This is a genomic window from Actinoalloteichus sp. GBA129-24 (assembly GCF_001941645.1).
In the GTDB taxonomy this organism is placed as follows: Bacteria; Actinomycetota; Actinomycetes; order Mycobacteriales; family Pseudonocardiaceae; genus Actinoalloteichus_A; species Actinoalloteichus_A fjordicus.
This window is the reverse complement of record NZ_CP016077.1, coordinates 4,374,107-4,392,895: the sequence shown is the minus strand read 5'-3', so window position 1 is coordinate 4,392,895 and position 18,789 is coordinate 4,374,107. Positions and strand designations below refer to the sequence as shown.

General features: G+C 70.5%; 10 protein-coding genes. 5 read left to right on the top strand and 5 right to left on the bottom strand.

Annotation, left to right across the window (positions count from 1 at the left end; all coding sequences use genetic code 11):
- Positions 1–2: 2 nt before the first annotated feature.
- On the top strand, positions 3–377 hold the full coding sequence (locus tag UA75_RS18890; RefSeq protein ID WP_083683325.1) for a discoidin domain-containing protein: 375 nt from the start codon (positions 3–5) through the stop codon (positions 375–377).
- A 300-nt stretch (positions 378–677) separates the two neighbouring features.
- On the opposite strand, the gene UA75_RS18885 is transcribed toward UA75_RS18890, so the two are convergent.
- A complete protein-coding gene (locus UA75_RS18885) occupies positions 678–956 on the bottom strand; it encodes a hypothetical protein (RefSeq protein ID WP_075741381.1) in 279 nt (92 codons plus the stop codon).
- 117 nt (positions 957–1,073) lie between these two features.
- Positions 1,074–1,943, bottom strand: coding sequence for an aldo/keto reductase (locus tag UA75_RS18880; RefSeq protein WP_075741380.1), 870 nt, complete (start codon positions 1,941–1,943; stop codon positions 1,074–1,076).
- A 71-nt stretch (positions 1,944–2,014) separates the two neighbouring features.
- Between UA75_RS18880 and UA75_RS18875 the strand changes: the two genes are divergently transcribed.
- Complete coding sequence (locus tag UA75_RS18875; RefSeq protein ID WP_075741379.1) at positions 2,015–2,215, top strand: hypothetical protein; 201 nt, start codon at positions 2,015–2,017, stop codon at positions 2,213–2,215.
- Positions 2,216–2,882: 667 nt separating this feature from the next.
- Here UA75_RS18875 and UA75_RS18870 read toward each other — a convergent pair.
- Positions 2,883–6,797, bottom strand: coding sequence for a hypothetical protein (locus UA75_RS18870; RefSeq protein WP_075741378.1), 3,915 nt, complete (start codon positions 6,795–6,797; stop codon positions 2,883–2,885).
- A 670-nt stretch (positions 6,798–7,467) separates the two neighbouring features.
- Positions 7,468–10,311, bottom strand: a complete 2,844-nt coding sequence (locus UA75_RS18865) for an AfsR/SARP family transcriptional regulator (protein ID WP_083690781.1) — start codon at positions 10,309–10,311, stop codon at positions 7,468–7,470.
- 2,184 nt (positions 10,312–12,495) lie between these two features.
- Here UA75_RS18865 and UA75_RS18850 point away from each other — a divergent pair.
- Entirely contained in the window at positions 12,496–13,290 is a 795-nt protein-coding gene (locus UA75_RS18850) for a family 16 glycosylhydrolase (protein WP_075741374.1), read from the top strand.
- Between the two features lie 354 nt (positions 13,291–13,644).
- On the opposite strand, the gene UA75_RS18845 is transcribed toward UA75_RS18850, so the two are convergent.
- Complete coding sequence (locus tag UA75_RS18845) at positions 13,645–14,448, bottom strand: DeoR/GlpR family DNA-binding transcription regulator (protein ID WP_075741373.1); 804 nt, start codon at positions 14,446–14,448, stop codon at positions 13,645–13,647.
- Between the two features lie 355 nt (positions 14,449–14,803).
- On the opposite strand from UA75_RS18845, the gene UA75_RS18840 reads away from it, so the two are divergent.
- Both UA75_RS18840 and UA75_RS18835 read left to right on the top strand, forming a co-directional pair.
- Positions 14,804–17,275, top strand: a complete 2,472-nt coding sequence (locus UA75_RS18840) for a LamG-like jellyroll fold domain-containing protein (RefSeq protein WP_404799944.1) — start codon at positions 14,804–14,806, stop codon at positions 17,273–17,275.
- A 360-nt stretch (positions 17,276–17,635) separates the two neighbouring features.
- The gene (locus UA75_RS18835) at positions 17,636–18,721 is read left to right on the top strand and encodes an ABC transporter substrate-binding protein (protein WP_075741371.1); all 1,086 of its coding nucleotides are present in this window, start codon (positions 17,636–17,638) and stop codon (positions 18,719–18,721) included.
- Positions 18,722–18,789: the final 68 nt, after the last annotated feature.

Genomic DNA, 18,789 nt, shown 5'->3' with positions numbered 1-18,789 from the left:
TCCTGGGCGGCTTCCCCGGTAGTGCCGCCGTCGACGGGAATCCCGCGACCTATGAGGAGAACGTGAACGGCTACTTCCCACCGTCGCTGACCGTCCAGCTGCGGGAGTCGTCGTCTGTCGGGCGGGTGGTGCGGCGGCTGCCCCCGTCCACGGCTTGGGGAACTAGGACGCAGACCCGCACCGTGCAGGGCAGCACGAACGGCTCGACCTTCACGACGCTGGCGGCGTCGCAGGGACATTCCTTCGACCCGGCGACCGGGAACTCCGTGACCATCGAGTTCCCGGCGACCGCCGTGCGACACCTGCGGGTCGTGATCAGCGCGAACACCGGCCGGCCTGCGGGCCAGCTCGCGGAACTGGAGGCCTGTCGGGCCTGACGAATCGTGGGGCGGGTGGCGGCCCGTCTCACGGGTCCGGGGCGGCGTCCAGGTGGACGTCGCCCCGGCTCGGCGTCTCGAGCTCTGCCGGATCTGGGGGTGGCGCAGGGCGATGCGAGCCCGAAGCCCGCCTTTCTCGGCACGGGCTGCCTGGCGGCGGGGAGTGGCCGAGGAGGAAACCAGCCTGCTCCGCAGGCCGCGCCGTGCCCGCACGCCGACAACCGCCGGGCGGCGTAGGACGCGATGGACGATGCCCGATCGGGCACCGCCGCTGCGGCGTTCCCGCTCGGACCCTGGCGATCATCCTCCTGCGGACGGCTCCGCGAGCCGCCGGATCAGGACGGGCTCGACCTCATCGGCGAGCCGGGTGATCGGGTCGGCGTCCTCGTCGACGTCCAGGGCGAGGCCGTCACGGTGCAGCGCCGAGACGATCCGATCGGCGGCGTTGCGCCTGCCGTTCTGACTGGCCCGCAGGACCAGCGTGACGGCGACGCCGCCCGCCGTGGGCGCGACCCGGTAGGTGGCTGCCCGGATGCTGCGCAGGGCGCGCAACACCTCGGCGATCGTCGCGGCCGTCATGGGGCGTCCTCTCCACCTCGCGGGCGAGGGTGGCTCACGGGGTGGTCATTCATCAGTGGGCGGACCGGGTTGCAGCGCCTTCCGGCGCCTGGTCACACGCCTGCGCAAGCCGCGTCGTCAGGACACCGCGCGCAGCAGCACGGCGAACTCGGCGTCGTCGAGTTCGATGGTCGCCGAATCCACGTTGTCCTCCAGATGCCCCACGCTGGAGGTGCCGGGGATCGGCAGCATCACCGGCGACCGCTTCAGCAGCCAGGCCAGCGCGAGCTGTGAGGGGCTGGCCTGGTGCTCCTTCGCCGCCGCCGCGAGCGGGCCGCCGGGCCTGGCGAGTTCGCCGGTGGCCAGCGGGAACCACGGGATGAAGGCCAGATCCGCCGCCGTCGCATACTCCAGCAGCGGCTCGGCGTCGCGCCGGGCCAGGTTGTACATGTTCTGCACCGAGGCGATGGTGGCCGTCTTACCCGCCTCCTCGACCTGGGCCACGGTGACCTCGCTGAGGCCGATGTGCCGGATCTTGCCCTCCTGCTGGAGCGCGGCCAGCTCGCCGACCTGATCGGCCAGCGGGACCTTCGGGTCGATGCGATGCAGTTGCAGCAGGTCGATGCGGTCCAGGCCGAGATGCCGCAGGCTCAGCTCCACCTGCTGGCGCAGGTACTCGGGCCGCCCGATCGGCACCCACTGACCGGGCCCGGTGCGGGCGAAGCCCGCCTTCGTCGCGATGACGAGATCGGCCGGATAGGGGTGCAGCGCCTTCTTCAGCAGGTGGTCGGCGACGAACGGCCCGTAGGCGTCGGCGGTGTCGATGAAGGTGACGCCCAGCTCCACCGCGCGGCGCAGCACCCGCACCGCCTCGTCCGGGTCCTTCGGCTCGCCCCACACGCCCGGACCGGTCAGCTGCATGGCGCCGTAGCCGAGGCGATTCACCGGCAGATCGCCGCCGATGCTGAACGTGCCGGACGCGGCGGCCGGTCGCTCTGAGCTGGTCATCGAGACTCCCCTCGTGAAGTGGGCACCGAGCACGCCCGGCGGGCGCTACCGAGTGCGCCGCCGATCTTAGGGTGCCCGAAACGGTCGCGGCCTACGCAGGGCGGGCGGTGGGCCTCGTGCGGGTGGAGCAGGCTGCACCCGCTGCCTTCTGGGGTCGGGCCAGGCGTCGTCCCTCGGTCTGTTCCGCCGACGTGGTGCGGTCGACGGGAGTCCGGCTGTCCGTCTCCGCCGTCTCGGCAGGCAGCACTGGATCGCCCTGTTCGGTGACCTGACGGCGGCGGCCAGACCGCCACCCCGCCTCTGCTCTCCGGCGGGACCGGGACGTCGACCTCCTCAGCGAGCAGGTGGACTCGATCTTGTGGCCGGGTTGAGAAGACCGTTGTGCCTGCTCGCGGTCCTCGCGAGGTCTACGGTGACTCGCCTGTCCGGCTCGGCTCCGGCTGGATGACGGCGCGGGCTGCCGTGGGATGCCGGCTCACACCATGGAGTGGATCAGCTGTGGATTCCTTGTCGGGCTCAGCGCGGGCCGGGCATTATTCGAACATGAGTTCGAGTGAGATCGCCTTCGAAGAGACCACGCATCGCCTGAATGACGGCCCCTCTCGTGCCTGGCGGCCGCTGCGCGGACACCCCCTCCGCCGGAGCCGCCCGGTGAGGCGGCAGGTGTTTCGTCTGGCTGGGTGGTTGGCCGGTCTGGCCAGACGGTTCCGCTGGCGACGCCATCATGACCTTCGTCCGCTCCGGTCGGCGGCACCGACGGGGGCCGGGGCGGGCAGCCGCCTCGGCGGAGCGGTGTCCGACGATCGGTCACGTCGGACGACGGTCGGTGAGGCGGGCCGCCGCGTTCCGCGATGCTCCGCACCGACGGGATCCCACCGCGGGCGAATTCTCGGCCCAACGCGCCGGGACCGCTCCCCGACTACGTCCGTCGGCGGCGCCTCACCCGCAGTCGGGGCCGACCGGGGCGTCCTCGGCGAGGCCGCCGTCGCGCCGGGCGAGGTCCAGAGCGGCGGCCGCGACCGGACAGGTGCGGACAAGGGTCGTCTCGATGTCCAGCGGCCAGATGCCCACGGTGGTGTCGCCCCCTGCACTGGCCAGCGTCCGTCCGTCCGAGCTGACCGCGACAGAGTAAATCGTGTGGACAGGCCGCCCCGCGCTGCCTGCGCCGTGCCCGATGAGCGGCGCACCCAGCGCGGCGGCCTGCCTAGGGTCGGACACGTCCCAGAGCCGGATGGTGTTGCCGTCACTGCCGCTGACCAGGGTCTTTCCGTCGGGGGTGAAGGCGACCGTCGTGACGGGTGCGTCATGACCCGTCAATGGCGGGCCGACCGCGACGGGGCTTGTGGGGTCGGAATGGTCCCACAGCCGTACGGTTCCGTCCTCGCCCGCACTCGCGAGCAGGGACCCGTCGGGGCTGAAAGCCGTCGACCAGATCTCCGGCAGGCCTTCTGTGTTGGTGGCGCCGAGCAGACCAAGGCCGTCCCCGGTCGACCAGAGCCGAATCACGCCGTCCGAATGGCTGGTGGCCAGTGTGTCGCCGTCCTGGCTGACTGCGATATGCAGGGCAGAGGCCGGGGTGGCCTCGTCGTCGGCGTCCGACTGGTCGAGCAGGACCGGCTCGGCCGGGTCGCCGACGTCCCACCGGGTCAGCACCTGCTCGTCGCCGCCGGAGGCGAGCAGGGTCCCGTCGGGGGCGAAGGCGATCCTGCCTGCGTCAAGGGGAATCGAGCCGATCAGCGTGGGAGCGGCGGCGTCGGTCACGCCCCAGAGCCGCAGCTGGTCCGCATTCGGGTCCCGGCCCGATCGAGAGCCGGTGTCCGCGCCTGCCCCCGCCAGGATCGTGCCGTCCGGGCTGAACGCGATCGAGGCCAGCGACACGTCGTGGATCGTGCTCAGCGGCGCGGGATGCGCAGGCTCGGCGGTATCCCAGAAGCGGAGCGTGTCGTCGAAGCCCATGCTGGCCAGCACCCGGCCGTCCGGGCGGAACGAGACTGCCTCGACGTGGGCGGCGTGCCCGAGCAGCATGGTCTCGGGCAGGTTCCAGAGGTGTGTCCGACGATCGCCGCTGCCGGAGGCGAGCAGCCTGCCGTTCGGGCTGAAGGCCAGCGTGCCCGCAGTGTGGGTGTGGCCGGTGAGCGCGTGGCCGCGTGGCACGACGGCGTTCGGGTCGATCACGTTCCAGAGCTGCACCGGACCCTCCATGCTGCCGGTGGCCACGAGCGCACCGTTCGGGCTGAACGCGACTGCGCGCAACCCCGTGGTGCTGGTGGCGACGGGCTCCCCGATGAGTGCCGCCGCCGCCGGATCGGCGACCGACCACAGCCGCAGGCCAGCATCGGCACCGGCGCTCGCGAGCATTCTGCCGTCCGGGCTGAACGCTACGGAGAACACCTCACCGAGATGCCCGGTGAGCGGTTCGCCGAGCGCGGTCAGCTCGCCGGGCTCGGCGGCGTCCCACAGCCGGATCGTGCCGTCGTAGCTTGCGGTGGCCAGGGTGTGTCCTTCCGGATGCAGGGCGAGTGAGGACAGCAATCCCTGTTCGGTGCCTTGCCCGCCGAGATAGGCGGGCGCGGTGGGATCGGCGACCGTCCACTGGTGCACCGTGCCTGCGTCGTCGCCGCCGAACACTCTCGATCCGTCGCTGCTGAAGACCAGCGAGCCGATCCAGCGGCCGTGCTCGGTCAACGGCTCGCCGATCGGAACGGGCTCCGTCGGATCGGCGACGTTCCAGAGCCGGACGGCCTGATCATCGCCTGCACTGGCGAGCGTGCGGCCGTCCGGTGCGACGGCGATCGACCAGACCGCGCCGACATGCGCGTCGGACACCACGGCCTGTTGCCTCGGCGCCTCGGGATCGGTCAGGTCCCATAATCGGAGTCCGCCCACCCGATCGGCGCTGATCAGCGTGGTCCCGTCGGGGGTGAAGGCGGTGGAGTACACCGAGTCCTCATGCCCGGCCAGCGGGGTGTAGAGCGCGGTGTTCGCCGCGTTCAGCAGATGCGTGTAGGTGTTAGGTGAAGGACGCAGGTCGAAGGCCGCCGCGTCGAGACCCGCTGCGATCGAGGGATCGGCGTCCCGGAGATGGTGGGCCGTCGCGTTGAGCTGACTGACGACGGCGTTGTCTCGTTCCGCTTCCGCCCGCGCCCGCTCCCCGTCGGCGACGCCGCGCTGATCCACGGCGACGATGGCTGCGCTCGCGGCGACCAGGGTCAGGACGGACAGGGCGGCGACCACGGTCGTGCGCAGTCGGCCGTCTCGAAGCTCCCGGCGTATCGAGGCGGCGAGAAAATCCGTCGCGACCGGACTCAGCTCCGCGTGGCGCCGGTCGGCCCAGCGGCGGGCAGTGTCCAGCCTGCCGCCCCGGAAGACCGAGCCGGCCTCGCGCTGGCCGCGATCCCAGGTTGAGGCGGCCTCTTCGATCTCTTGGCGGACGAGGCTGCCGTGCCGGTCGGCGTTGATCCAGTCGCGCAGGCGCGGCCAGGCGTGCAGTAGTGCCTCGTGGGTGATCTCGACGCTGTCTCGGTCCCAGGTGAGCAGCCGGCTTGCGGTGAACGCTGCCAGCACTGCGTCGAGCTCGGACGGGCTCGAATGCCCGGATTCGCCGGCCCCGCCCGCCGCCACGCCGTGCAGGTCGGCTGTCGCCACCCGCCGTCGGACGTCCTCCACACCCTCGCCGATCTTGACCAGCCGTAGAAAAAGGGTCCGTGCCGCCTGCTGTGCCGCGGGGCTCGGCAGGCCCGTGAACACCCGTTCCGCTGTCGTGGCCACGGCGTGAGCGATGCCGCCGGTCGCGCGATATCCCGCCACGGTCAGCACGCTGCCGTGTCGTTGCTGCCAGGTGGCGCGCAGGGCATGGGCGAGCAGCGGGAGCCTGCCCGAGGCATAGCCCGGCGCAGCGGAAGACCGCCCGTCGCCGCCGGCCTCGGACGGGCCGGCCCCGCCCAGGTCGCCCAGCAGCAGTTCGACGAGGCCCGGTTCCATGGTCAGCCCCACTGAGGCGGCGGGGAACAGGATCGTCTCGCGCAGCTCGGCGGTGGTCATCGGACCGACGATGACCGGGCCGTCGCGCAGTGCCGTCCGCAGACACGGGTGCTCGGCACAGGACCCGTAGAAGTCGGCGCGCAGGCCGCAGACGACCAGCGCGACGGGATCGCCGCCGTCGGCGTCCGGTGCGGCCAGGGTCGTCAGCGCGTCGACGAAGGCCCGGCCCTGCGACTCGTCCTCGCACAGGGTGAACAGCTCTTCGAGCTGGTCGACGATCAGGATCAGCCTGCCCCCGTGCGCGTCGTCGCGTCGTCGCAGCCCTGCCCGGACCACAGCGGCGAGGCGGGCGGGCCCTTGCGCGACCGCCGCGTCCAGCTCGAAGCGGTCAATGTCCAGGCCGCGAGCCAGGCTCGCTGTGAGGGAGAGCATCGGCTGGGCGGTGGGGGAGAACAGCACCCCAGGCCACCGCTGCGACCCGTCCAGCGCCCCGCCTTCGAGTGCCGGGATGAGGCCCGCCCGCAGCAGCGAGGACTTGCCCGCCCCCGACGGTGCGATCACCATCAGCGCCCCGCCACTGGAGCGTCGTTCGTCGAGCCGCTCGATCACCTCGGCGACGAGCCGGTTTCGACCGAAGAACCACGATGCATGATCCCGGTCGAATGCTGCCAGTCCCGGATACGGACACGGTCCCTGTCCGGCCTGCGACGTCGCCCGTCGCGCGGAGCGAACGCCGTCTTGAAGGGTCAGGTGCAGGTCTCGCTCGGCGATGTACTGGTCACCCAGCGACTGGTAGATCTCTGCTTCGCCGGATGCCTGGGCTTCCATCTGGACGCGGTCGGGTTCGGGCGACCGGTCCTCCCGGCCGCTCATCGCCGGTCTCCGTGGCCGAGACGGCACGGCATCAGGATCCTTGACGCTGATGCCTTCAGCGCCACCGTCATCGGCACCGAGGGCGTCGGGACCGAGAGATCACCTGCCGGAACGGCGTTCCCGACGTCTCTCGCGCCGTCTCGCCCGATTCGAACGGGCAGGGGCGGCGGGAGTCCGCACAACCGAGGTGCAGCGCGGCGACGGGCCGCACTGGTCGACACGAACAGCCTGGGAGACATGGCACCCTCGCGACTATGACGTGTGGTGTTCGAGACGACACTGTACGCAGTCGAACCCCGGCATGGTCGGAGAATCGGGGAACGGGTCAGCGTGCGGACGGGGTCATGGTGGTGAGGCGACGACCCGGCGCGCCACAGCGGACCGACCAGAGCACTGCGCGTTCGCCGACCGGAACCGCGCGGAGTACGAGGCGGCGGTGCGGGCTCATCCGGGTGGCATGACCGAGCTCGCGCGGAGCGGGTCCACACGCGTTGCGTCGTGGCGCCGCGCCGCGACGGCGGGCCATGCCATGGCGATCGGCAGGCGGGTCGTCGACGGGGCGACGGGCGTCGACTACGCGCGCCTCGCCGCACCCGGCACGGTCCTCCGACCACCGGCCGGCGGTGCTCGGCGCGCGCGGACGGAGCGGGTCCGCGTGCCTGCGGTGCGCTCAGCGCTCGTCCGGCGGGTCCGCGTAGTCGGGCTGTTCGGCAGGCGGCTCGGCCAGCAGCGGACGCAGGACCTCGGCCTGCGGGTCGCCGAGTTCGTCGAAGATGGCCAGGGCCCGCCGTCGATGATGCAGCGCCGCACCCCCGTCGCCCGCCGTCTCCAGCGCACGCGCCAGACCGATCAGCGCGCGGGCGACCATCCGTTGGTCACCCACGGACTCGCTGGCCGCGATGGCCTCGCGCTGGTGTCGCGCGGCCTCCGCGTGATCGCCGTCGTCGTGCAGGAGATCGCCGAGGGAGACCAGCGTGAAGCGCAGACTCGCCTGATCGGTCATGTCGTGCTGGATGTGCAGGGCCTCCTGAAGATGCGCGGTGGCCTCGGCGCGGAGGCCGAGCCTGCGCAGCGTGTCGCCGAGGTTGCCCAGGCAGATCCCCTCGCCCTGTCGGTCGCCGGTGTCCCGGAAGGCGGGCAGCGCCAGCGCGAAACAGCTGCGGGCGTCGTCGAGGCGTTCCAGGTCGATGTAGCCGATTCCGAGGTTGTTCAGGTTCCAGGCCTGCCCGTTGCGATCGCCGACCGCGTCGAGGATGCGCTGCGCCCGCTGGTAGCAGTCCACGGCCTCGGTGAAGCGCCGAAGGTCGTGGTAGGCGATCCCGAGGCCGCGCCAGATGAGGCCCTGGCCGTGCTGCTCGCCCAGGGCACGGGCGGCCTTCAACGCGATGCGGTGCGTCGCCAGCCAGTCCGCCCAGTGGCTGCGCCGGTAGTAGAAGTTGAGCAGGATCGACGGAAGCTGCCAGGCGATCGACAGCTGCTCGATCTCGATCGAGGCCTGCACGGCGGCGAGGAGTCCCGCCCGCTCCGCCTCGCACCAGGCGAGGGCCTGTTCGTGGTCGGCCAGGGGCGGCACCGGATGACGGGTCAGCAGCGGGTGCAGCCGGACGGGCTGACTGCGGTGCGGTTCCAGGAGTCTCCTGGCGCCTTCGGCGGCGTGCAGGTACCAGCTCAGCAGTCTGGTCACGGCCCCGGCGAGGTCCGAGGCGGACTCCTGGGCCTTGGCTCGCTCCCGCGCGAAGCTGCGCAGCAGATCGTGGAACCGGTAGCGGCCGGGCGTGGACTGGTGCAGCAGATGCTCGTCGAGCAGGTCCTCCAGCAGGGTCTCCGCATCGTCGGGATGCAGATCGCCCAGCGCGGCGGCGGTGTGCGCGGTGATGTCGTCGCCGGGGTGCATGCCGAGCAGCCGGAACAGCCTGCGATGGCGGGGCGGCAGCGCGCGGTAGGAGAGGTCGAAGACGACGTGCACGCCCAGGGCGCCCGCGGAGAGCCTGGCCAGCCGCCGCTCGGCGTCGCCGAGTCGCTCGACCAGGTCGGCGACGGTCCACAACGGCCGGTTGCGCAGCCTGCGCGCCGCCAGGACCACCGCCAGCGGCAGTCCGCCGCACAGCTCGACGACCCTTCTGGCGGACGCGGGCTCCGCCTCGACTCTGCCGTCGCCCGCGATGTGGGCGAGCAGGCCGACGGCCTCCTCGGTGGTCAGCACGCCCAACGGCAGCGGCCGGGTGCCGTCCAGCCCGGACAGCCTGCGGCGCGTCGTGATCAACACGAGGCAGTCCGCCGTGCCGGGCAGCAGCGGCCGGACCTGCTCCTCGGTGGCCGCGTTGTCCAACAGCACGAGCACCCGCCTGCCGACCAGCCGGTCCCGGTACAGCGCCGCGCGCGCATCCAGGCCGTGCGGAATGTGCTGGCCGGGCACGCCGAGCAGCCGCAGGAAGCCCGCCAGCACCTCGGCCGGGTTCGCAGGTGCGTGTTCCGGGTCGAAGCCGTGCAGATCCGTCCAGAGCTGCATCTCGTCGAAGCGGCCCTGCCCGACGATCCGGTGGGCGGCGTGCACCGCGAGTCGGGTCTTGCCGACCCCGGCCATCCCTTCGATGGCGACGACGGGCACAGCCGTGGCCGCCGGATCGCCGTGCTCCTCGACGATGCGCAGCAGCCTGCTCAACTCGGCCGTCCGCCCGGTGAACTCGACGATGTCCATCGGCAGCTGTCGATAGGCCCGCGCCACCGAGACGGCGTCGTCGGTCCGGTCCGGTCCGGCGGCTCCGGTCGGCTCGGTAGACAGGATCTCCTGGTGGAGGCGTTGGAGACGCAAGCCCGGCTCGATGCCGAGATCGGTCACCAGCCGCCCTCGGACCTGCGCGAACGCGGCGAGCGCCTCGGCCTGCCGATCGCCGTGGTACAGCGCGAGCATGAGCTGCGCCCACAGCTCCTCGCGGTAGGGGTGCTCGGCGACGAGCACGCGCAGCCCGCCGACCACGAGGTCCGGCCTGCCCAACGCGATCCACGCCTGCGCGTGCTGTTCCATCACCGCCAGTCGTCGATCCTCGATTCGGTCCGCCTCGGTGGCCAGCAGCGTTCCCACCGCGCTGCCCTCCAACGGTCTGCCCCGCCACAGCGCCAGCGCCCGTTCGAGATGCTCGACGGCTCTGGTGAAGTCGCGGCGTCGCACCGCGTGCTCACCCTCGCGGGCGTGGTCCTCGAAGAGGAGGAGATCCAGCTCGCCGGGGTGCACCGAGAACAGATACCCGCCGGGGCGGGTGGTGATCCGTTCCGCCGGCTCGCCGACGCCGCGCAGGGCCCGTCGCAGGCCGGCGACGTAGGTGCGGATGTTGGACTCCGGAGCGGCGGGCGGCGTCTCCCAGATCGCCTCGGCGAGGTATCCGGTCCCGGCGGCCTCGTTCGCGCGGAGCAGCAGTGCCGCCAACACCGACCGTTGTCGATGGCCGCCCACCGAGACGGCCCTGCCGTCCCGTCGTGCCTCCAGCGGTCCCAAGACTCGAAACTCCACAGTCACCCCGTGTCCACAGTCGCCGAAGCCTCGTCGATCAGGAACCGTCGTGCAGCTGGATCCTCAAGCAGTCCTCGATTGATCTTCAGAATCTACCGCCAGCCTGACACGGCTGTGCATGATCTGTGCGCCGGGTCGGGCACCATGTCGTTCCCACCTGGAGAACCGACGGACGTGACCTCTCTGCCGATCACGTCCGATCTCAGCTGCGCAGGGACGCACGGTGACTCACCCGTCTCGCGGCACAGGTCATCGGACGATCGGAGCAACGCCTGTGCGCGATCTGGGCGGACGCTGCGGCATGATTGACCCACGCGGGACAGAACGACCAGGGTCGGAACAGGAGTGCGTCCCTGGTCGGGACGCCCGCGTGGTCCAGTCGGCTGCCGGTCACCCAGGGACGCGGATTGATCCGATGTGTCGCGACGTCGCCCGAACGACGTCGTGCGCCGCGAATCTCGCATCCTGCGGTGCCCGAGAGCTGCCTGGAGGTCCGCAGGCGTCGAGAGCGCAGGGGAGGACAGTGCGGAACACACGGAGTCTTGGAATCACGCCGGGCAGGCCCGACGCGACGGCGCCCCCACCGCCGCGCGCGATCGGCCGCCGAACCCGGTGCGATGCCGCCGACGTCGTCCAGCCCGCACCCCCGAGGCTCACGGCGTCTCCCTGGCCGATGCGAGTCCCTCGGCGCCGAGGAGCACTCGATCTCGGTTCTCGACCCGAAGCGTCCCCTGAGCACGTCCGGAGTCCCACCACACCGACGGCATCCCCAGCCGTCGTCGGGTCCGGCGTGGCAGCCGCGGCAGGTCCGTTCCCGCGACCGCGAGCACGGGCCGACTCTCGCCGAGGCGTCCTCGGCTGCTCCCGGCCGTGGTTCTCGCGTCCGTCCCCCGCCCGCCGATCGTGGCGATCACCGCGCGCGGATCCCGCGCGCCGGGATCGGATCGTCTCGATCGGATCTGTCCCGGTCACCGTCTCGGCGGTGCGAACGGAAGTGATGCGCAGCTCGACAGCAGCTTCAATCTCGGTTTCACGTCGATGATTGTCATGTGACGGCCGGACCCCCTCCCCTCTTGTCATTCGATGTCCTCGGGTGGCGCAGGTTCCGGTGATCTCAAGCGATCGTCGATTGTCGAATCGCTCGGATATGCGTGATGGAAGTACGGAGCGGCGCGGTCTGCTCTCCTGCTTTTCTTCGTCGACGACTGGTCGCCGAACGATGAGCGGGCGGCTTGTGCCTCTCGGTGTGCGCGCCGCGTCCTGTCTCCCGAATTCTAGGGGTTTCGGGAGGCAGGACGTGGTGCCATGGCGGCGTGAACCCTGGTCGCGGCGGCAGTGGGGGAGCCGTCTCCTCGGCGACGCAGTCCACGAATCGGCACTCGTGGCGGTGCCGAGGAGACAGTTCGTGCTGCGAACCCTCCCTGTCGCACGAACTCCGGATCACCGGTTCTCGGCGCCACTGATCATCACGCACTGATTTCGCCGGGCCGAACAATGGCGTCATCGGCTGCTCGACTCGGATCGTCTTCGCCCCCGACGATCCCCGTCGTCACCGATGGCTGTCGTCCTTTTCCCATCGGATCTGCGTGCGATGTGAATCGTCGGATCGGCACCCCCTTCCCGAACGACGATTCGGATCGGACGTCATGTTCAGAGAGGTGCATTCTCATCATGCCGATGCAACAGTGTTCCGAGGTGTCCCTGGTCGGCGAGTTCTCGTGGACGGCCGTGGCGGCGGGCTGAGCCGCCCGCCGATCGCGGCGGGCGACTCTCCCTCCCCGAGTCGCCCGCCGCGAGCCGGGCGCCGCCCCGGTCGCCTCGACCCTGCGTCGCCTGTGTCCCGTCGCCCGTCCCGTCCGAGGACGATCAGTTCGAGGCGAGATCACCCGGCCGCCGCGCAGGCCGCCCCGCCGGAACCGCCGTGCATCGTCGCCCGCTCGACGATCCACCGATGCGATCTCGCCGGGTGATCTCGGGCCGGTCCGAGCGCTGGTCGCCACCGGCGCCGAGACCGGAGACCAGCCGCAGGCCCCGGCTCGTCGATCAGCCGTTCGTCGGCGCAGCCCTCGACCGCACACCGGGGGCGCCCGCCGAGTCCACATTGGGCCGGGCAGCGGTTGTCCCTCGGCCGACATATGCGTGATCGTGGTCACACGACGCGCGTGCCCGCCCTGGTGACGGAGGTTCGAGATGCGCATCAGAATCGGATTGCTCGCCCTTGCCCTGACCGCCGGGTTGACCAGCACCGCCGGTTCCGTCGCGGCCGAGGACGCGGCCTGGGAGCACGTGGTGAGCGGCTCCTTCGGCAGTTATGCCGCCCTGGAGTCCGAATGGAACTACGGCTACCCGTGGGGATCGGATCACAACGGCACCGCCCGGATGTACGGCAGCCCGACCGACCACAACCACGTGTGGCTCGACGGCGGCGTCCTGAACCTCAAGGCGACCCGCATCAACTGGGACGAGGGCAACAGCAGCGCCGATCCGTATCTGCCGATTCGGTACCACTCGGGCGCGGTGCACGCCAAGGACCACATCATCGTCAACGACCGGTACCCGTCCTACGAGGTACGCGGCGAGTTTCAGGCGCCGTCCACCAGAGGCACCTGGCCCGCCTTCTGGCTGACCGGCGTGAACAGCTGGCCGCCGGAGAGCGACATCCTCGAGTACAAGGGCAACGCCAGGAACTGGTTCAACACCTTCCGCAGCGCCTCCGACGTCTCCACCACCATCGTCGACGTCGCCTCGCCGGGGAGCTGGCACGAGTATCGGGCGTGGATCACCAAGGTCAACGCCACCGACGTCGACATCCACTACTACCTGGACGGTCAGTGGGTCGCCCAGCACCGCGCGGCAGGCTTCGTGAACCAGCCCCTCTGGGTGATCATCAATCTCCAGATGGAGGGCTCGGCGGGCTCGCCCGGCCCCGGCGGCGACACCCACTACCGCGCGCGCGACGTCTACATCGGCCGGAGCGCCGCCTGAACGGGGACGGGCCCTCGGATTCGGTCGGGGTCGAGGGCCCGTCCGACCACTCCAAATCGTCGCCGTGCCGACCAAGGCGGACGGTGCCGTGCCGCCGCAGGCCTCGTGTCCGGGTCGGTCCGAACGAACAGGACCACACAGCGGGGCGTGGCCGGCCGCCGTCGTGACGACCCCGGCGCTGCGTGGAGCGTCCCGTGAGTCTGTCGCGGGCCGGGGGCTCGTCGTCGGGGCGGACCATCGCCACACCCGGCGTCGAACGCGGCGACCGCGAAGGCGTTCACCGCCTGGCCGCACGATCCGTCCGCGCGCTTCGGTCGGGTGGGCACACTCCATGTACGCCCTCCGCCGCCGAGGTCAGACCGCGTCCTCCTCCTCGTCGCCGGACCGCGACCGGGTCACGCGAAGCTCCCCGACCGCCTCCCGGAGGGACTGTTGCGCTCCGCTGCCCAGCTGGTCGTCGGTGATGAGCACGTCGGCCTGTTCCAGTCGGGCGATCGTGCTGATTCCCACGGTGCCCCACTTGGTGTGATCAGCCAGGACGACGAGCCTGCGACCGGCGGCGATCAATGCTCGATCGGTGTCGGCCTCCAGCAGGTTCGGGGTGGTGAAACCGGCTTGGGAGTCCATCCCGTGCACGCCGAGGAACACGACGTCCAGGTGCAGCATCTGCAGCGTCGACACCGCGACCGGGCCGACCAGGGCGTCCGAGGGCGTCCGCACGCCGCCGGTGAGGACGACGTTGGGCGCGGTGGGGCCGGAACCGTGCAGCACGCCCGCGATGCGCATCGAGTTCGTGACCACCGTCAGGTCGGGGATCTCCCACAACAGCCGTGCCAGCGTCCAGGTGGTCGTCCCGGCCGACAGGCCGATGGCCGATCCGGGGCTGATCAGACTGGCCGCCTCCGCCGCGATGGCCTGCTTCTCCGAGGTCTGCTGCACCCATTTCGCCTCGAAACCCGGCTCCTCGGTGCTGGGCGCACGACGAACCGTGGCGCCGCCGTGCACCTTGTCGAGCCGGTGGTGGGCGGCGAGGATGTCGAGATCGCGCCGGATCGTCATGTCGGAGACGTTGAGCAGCTGCGACAGCTCGCTCACGCGCACCGCGCCGCGTCGCTGGACCTCTTCGAGAATGTGTGCCTGCCTCTCGGCTGCGAGCACTGCGTGTCCTCTTTCGTTCGGAAGCGCCGAGTCGGGAGCCTCCGCTCGGTGTCGCTATCAGTCAAGCACGTCGGTGGGCATTCTTGATCGAGACTGTGTGTTTGCCCGCCTGTTCTGGGCATCGTCCTGTTGAAATCTGATCGAACTTGATGGTGATCGTTGACATACGATCGTCACATGTGTGAAATGGATCACGCGCCCGAGTGTGGTGGGCGTGAATTCGACGTCCCCAGCGTCACCATGCCTGCCCTGCATTGGTGTGGCGACCGGTCTAGAAGGGTGTTCGACCTTGACTCCTCCCGGACCGTCGAAACGACGGCACAGACGACGTAGCTCCGTTTCCGCAGGCGCACTGTTGTTGTCCGCACTGTTGGCGACGGCGGTGGTCTCCCCCGTCGCGTCGGCCCAGAACCCCGAGGACTGGCAGATGGGCGAGCCGAGACTGCCCACGCCCTGGACCGCCGAGGTCTCGCCGGACAACGCGCTGCCGGAGTACCCGAGACCACAGCTCACCAGGCGGAACTGGGAGAACCTCAACGGCATCTGGGAGTTCGCGGGCGCCGCCGAAGGCGAGGAACCGCCCTTCGGTCAGACGCTCGACGAGCGCATCCTGGTGCCCTATCCCACCGAGTCGGTCCTCTCCGGGATCGAACGCCACGAAGACCGCATGTGGTACCGGCGGACGTTCGAGGTCCCGCGCGGCTGGCGCGTCGGCTCGTCGAACGCCCTGAAGCTCCACTTCGGAGCGGTGGACTACGACGCAGTCGTCTACGTGAACGGCCAGGAGGTGGCCACCCACCGGGGCGGCTTCGGCGCGTTCTCCGCCGACGTCACCGACGCGCTGACCGGCCGAGGCCCGCAGGAGATCGTCGTCGGGGTCGAGGACCTCACCGACGCGACGTGGCAACCGGTCGGCAAGCAGCGGCTGGTGCCCGACGAGGGCATCTTCTACGAGGGCGCCTCCGGAATCTGGCAGACGGTGTGGATGGAGCCGGTGCCGGTCGGACACGTCGAGACGCTCGACATGGTCCCGGACCTGGAGTCGTCCACCCTGGGGCTGACGGTGAACACCGGCGGCGACGCCGAGGGCCTGACCGTCGAGGCGATCGTCAAGGACGGCCGCCGCACGGTGAGTCGCACGCAGGGCGCCGCGGACGAGCCCATCGCGCTTCCCGTCCCCGACACCAAGACCTGGTCGCCCGACTCGCCGTTCCTCTACGACCTCGAGGTGGTCCTCAAGGACGGCAGGCGGCCGGTGGACCGGGTGGACTCGTACTTCGGCATGCGGGAGATCGGCATGGCCGAGGGCGAGGACGGCCGACTGCGGATGACGCTCAACGGCGAGATCCTCTTCCACATGTCCACGCTGGACCAGGGCTACTGGCCGGACGGCATCTACACCGCGCCGACCGACGAGGCGCTGGCCTTCGACCTCGAGCAGCACAAGGTCCTCGGCTTCAACACGGTCCGCAAGCACATCAAGACCGAGCCCGACCGCTGGTACTACCACGCCGACCGGCTCGGCCTGCTGGTCTGGCAGGACATGCCGTCGATGCGGACCGGCGGCAGGCCGCCCGCCGAGGCGGGGGCGCAGTTCGAGGCCGAACTGCACGAACTGGTCGAGCAGAAGAAGAACTGGACCTCGGTCATCGGCTGGGTGCCGTTCAACGAGGGCTGGGGCGAGTGGTCGCAGGAGGCCACCGGCCGGATCGCAGAAGAGGTCAAGGCGCAGGACCCGACGCGGCTGGTCAACGCGCACAGCGGCGTGAACTGCTGTGCCTCCCTGGGCGACTCCGGCAAGGGCGACGTCATCGACTGGCACGCCTACGTCGGTCCCGCGCTGCCGACCCCGGACGAGACTCGGGTGTCGATGGACGGTGAGCACGGCGGCTTCGGCCTGGAGGTCGAGGGCCACATGTGGTTCGGCGACGGCCACGCCTACGAGATGACCCCCGACTCCGAGACACTGACCCGACGCTATGTCGAGAACCAGCAGGACGTCCTGGAGGGCGCGGCGAGCTGCGCGATCAGCGGGGCGATCTACACCCAGATCACCGACGTCGAGCACGAGGTCAACGGCTTCTTCACCTATGACCGGCAGGTGGAGAAGATGGACTTCGCCCAGGTCAGGGAGATCAACGAGGCGATCATCCGCTCGGCGGACGGGACCGGCGGCGGCGGGGGCGGCGAGCCGGACCCCGGCACGCCGGGCACCGACGGCGTCAACGCCTACAAGTTCGACGAGGGCACCGGCACCACGGCGGCCGACGCGGTCGGCGAGGCGCACGCGACGCTCACCGGGGCGGAGTGGACCGAGGGCGTCGAAGGCGGCGCGGTCGCGTTCGACGGGGCGGGCCAGGCCGACACCGGCGCCGCGTTGATCGACACGGCGGGCAGCTACAGCGTCGCGGCCTGGGCGAAGCTGAACGAGGCGGGCGACGGCTTCCAGACGGTGGTCAGCCAGGACACCGGCCGGGAGAGCGCCTTCTTCCTCCAGTACTCCGGGCAGGACCAGCGCTGGGCGATGAGCTTCATCGGACTGCGCGCCCTGTCGCCGGAGAAGCCGGAGCCGGGCCGCTGGTACCACCTGACCGGCGTCCGCGACGCACAGGCGGGCACCCTCGCCCTGTTCGTCGACGGTGAGAAGGTCGACAGCCAGAATGCCTGCACGGCTGCGGAGTCCACCGGAAACACGGTGATCGGGCGCGGCCAGTACGGCGGCCAGTCGGTCGACCGCCTGAACGGCGCCGTCGACGACGCACGGGTCTTCGACCGGGCACTGTCGGACGAGGAGGTGGCCGAGCTGGCCGCCACCTACCGGCACTGATCAGACAGCACCGCAGGTAGCACGCGACATCTCGGGCGGGGGCCGTTCTTCGGCTCCCGCCCGAGGCAGGTGTGCCCGGTCCTGACTCGGCCACGTCGTCGATCCCCGCCGTCCGGACACCGCCGCCGTCATCGCCCCGGTATTTCCGGAAAAGGGGCGAAATGTCCTAGTGATTACGGCCGAATGTCCGAGTCGTCCGGTCGAAGTCGATCATTCAGGACAGGACTGACCAGCCGTTGTTGTTTCGTGTCAAAGAATTGTTGCAGGAAGATGTTCGATCATGTTTGATCGTTGGGGAAATCGTGTGATTGGCATCACCGACGGACACGACGTGGTGGCCCCGGCAACAAGGAGTTCGGCATGACACGCACAGGAGTTCTGCGGTCGCGGCGGCTGTTCGCCGCGGTCGCGGCGGCAGGAATCGTGTTGACGGGCTGCACCAACACCGGGGAGGACGATGCCGCGTCGTCGGCCTCCACCGGGGGCGGCGACGGCCAGGTCGTCCGCGACACCGAGGACACCGGCGAGGGCTGCACGCTGGAGCAGTACGGCGCGGAGCCGCTCGAACTGGAGGGCGCCGTGGTCGGCTTCTCCCAGTCCGAACCGGACACGGCGGCCTTCCGCGCGGCGGAGACCGAGTCGATCCGCGCGGCCGCCGACGAGGTCGGGGTGGGCGAGCTGCTAGTCACCAACGCCGACAACGAGCTGCCCAAGCAGATCGCCGACATCCAGGACCTGCTCAACCGGGGCGTGGAACTGCTCCTGGTGGCTCCGGTCAACTCCGACGGACTCGATCCGGCGCTGGACGCGGCCAAGGCCGCGGGCGTTCCGGTGATCACCATCGACCGCAAGGTGACCAACACCCCCTGCGAGGACTATGTCGCCTTCCTCGGCTCGGACTTCTACGATCAGGGCGCCCGCGCGGCGGACGCGATGAGCGAGGCCGCAGGCGGCGAGGCACAGGTCGCGATCCTGCTCGGCTCCTCGGGCAACAACGTCACCGACGACCGCAACGCCGGGTTCAAGGACCAGGTCGAGGCCGAGCACCCCGGCCTGGAGATCGTCGCGGAGCAGACCGCCAACTTCGCCCGTGACGAGGGCCAGGCCGTGGCGGAGCAGCTGTTGCAGTCCAACCCGGACATCACCGCGATCTACGCCCACAACGACGAGATGGCGCTCGGCGCCGTCACCGCCGTGCAGTCGGCCGGGCTCCAGCCCGGCGTCGACGTCACGATCGTCTCGATCGACGGCACCCGCAACGCGGTGCAGGCCATCGTGGACGGCCAGATCAACGCGGTGATCGAGTCCAACCCCCGGTTCGGCCCGCTTGCCTTCGAGACCGCGCAGCGGTTCTACGACGGTGAGACGATCCCCGAGGACGTCATCATCGAGGACGACCAGTACGACAGCGAGAACGCCGAGGCCGACCTCGGCAACGCGTTCTGACCGAGTCCATCCCGCCTTCAGCCGCCGACGCGGTCTGCATCGCCAGACCGCGTCGGCGACGGCCCACG